The organism is Variovorax sp. WDL1, from assembly GCF_001541225.1.
In the GTDB taxonomy this organism is placed as follows: Bacteria; Pseudomonadota; Gammaproteobacteria; order Burkholderiales; family Burkholderiaceae_C; genus Variovorax.
In genome coordinates this window covers 1-1,026 of record NZ_LMTS01000134.1, presented here as the reverse complement: position 1 = coordinate 1,026, position 1,026 = coordinate 1, and the positions used below count along the sequence as shown (strand labels likewise).

1 protein-coding gene is annotated in these 1,026 nt (G+C 63.8%); it reads left to right on the top strand.

The window, feature by feature from the left end; genetic code table 11:
• Positions 1-83: 83 nt before the first annotated feature.
• Positions 84-1,026 (top strand): IS481 family transposase (locus tag APY03_RS18510; RefSeq protein ID WP_068678857.1); only part of this gene is annotated, 943 nt, incomplete at its 3' end.

Below are 1,026 nucleotides of genomic sequence, written 5' to 3'. Positions count from 1 at the left end.
TGTAGTTTCCCAAGAGGTTGTTCACCCGAGGTGAAGGAAGATGGAGGTTCTCACGCCAGCCAACCTCCTTCAGGACTCCCCGGATGAACATCCACAAGAATGCCTCAATGACACCCAAAGGTCGAGCACACCTGGTGCGCGAGATTGATCGCATTGGGCTCAAGCCGGCGGCTGCAGCCGCCGGCTTGAGCCCGCGCACTGCTCGCAAGTGGCAACAACGCCATGCGGCCGAAGGTGTAGCTGGGCTGATGGATCGCAGCTCTCGACCGCAGCGCTGTCCCCAGCGCAGCCAGGCCGACAAGGTCGAGCGCGCGGTGGCGCTGCGCCGCACCCAGCGATTGACCTACGAGCGCATTGCAGAGCGCGTGGGCCTGTCCAAAAGCACTGTGGCGCGCGTGTGCAAGGCCGCGGGCGTGGCACGGCTGCCTTCCTTGCAGGATGCAGCGCCCGTGCGGCGCTACGAGCGCCAGAGCGCCGGCGAACTGCTGCACCTGGACACCAAGAAGCTGGGGCGATTCGACAAGCCCGGCCACCGCGTCACGAGCGACCGCACCCAGAACACGCCCCGCGCCGGCTGGCAGGCGCTGCATGTGGCGATCGACGATCACTCGCGCGTGGGCTTCAGCTTGATGCTGGCAGACGAGACCGCCAAAAGCGCCTGCGCCTTCCTGCTGGCGGCGCTGCGCTACTACAAGACCTTGGGCGTCAAGGTCGAGCGCGTCATGACGGACAACGGCTCGGCTTACAAGTCACGGCGTTTCGCCAGACTGCTGCGCCGCCTGGGCATCAAGCACATCCGCACCCGCCCTTACACGCCCAGAACCAATGGCAAGGCCGAACGCTTCATCCAGACCTTGCTGCGCGAGTGGGCCTATGCGTTCATCTATCCAAGCTCGGATCATCGCGCCAGCGAATTGCAGCCTTGGATGTACCACTACAACTTCCATCGACCTCACTCCGCCGTCTCACACAAACCGCCCATCACTCGCCTCGGATTCGAGGGGAACAACGTGGTGAGAAACTACA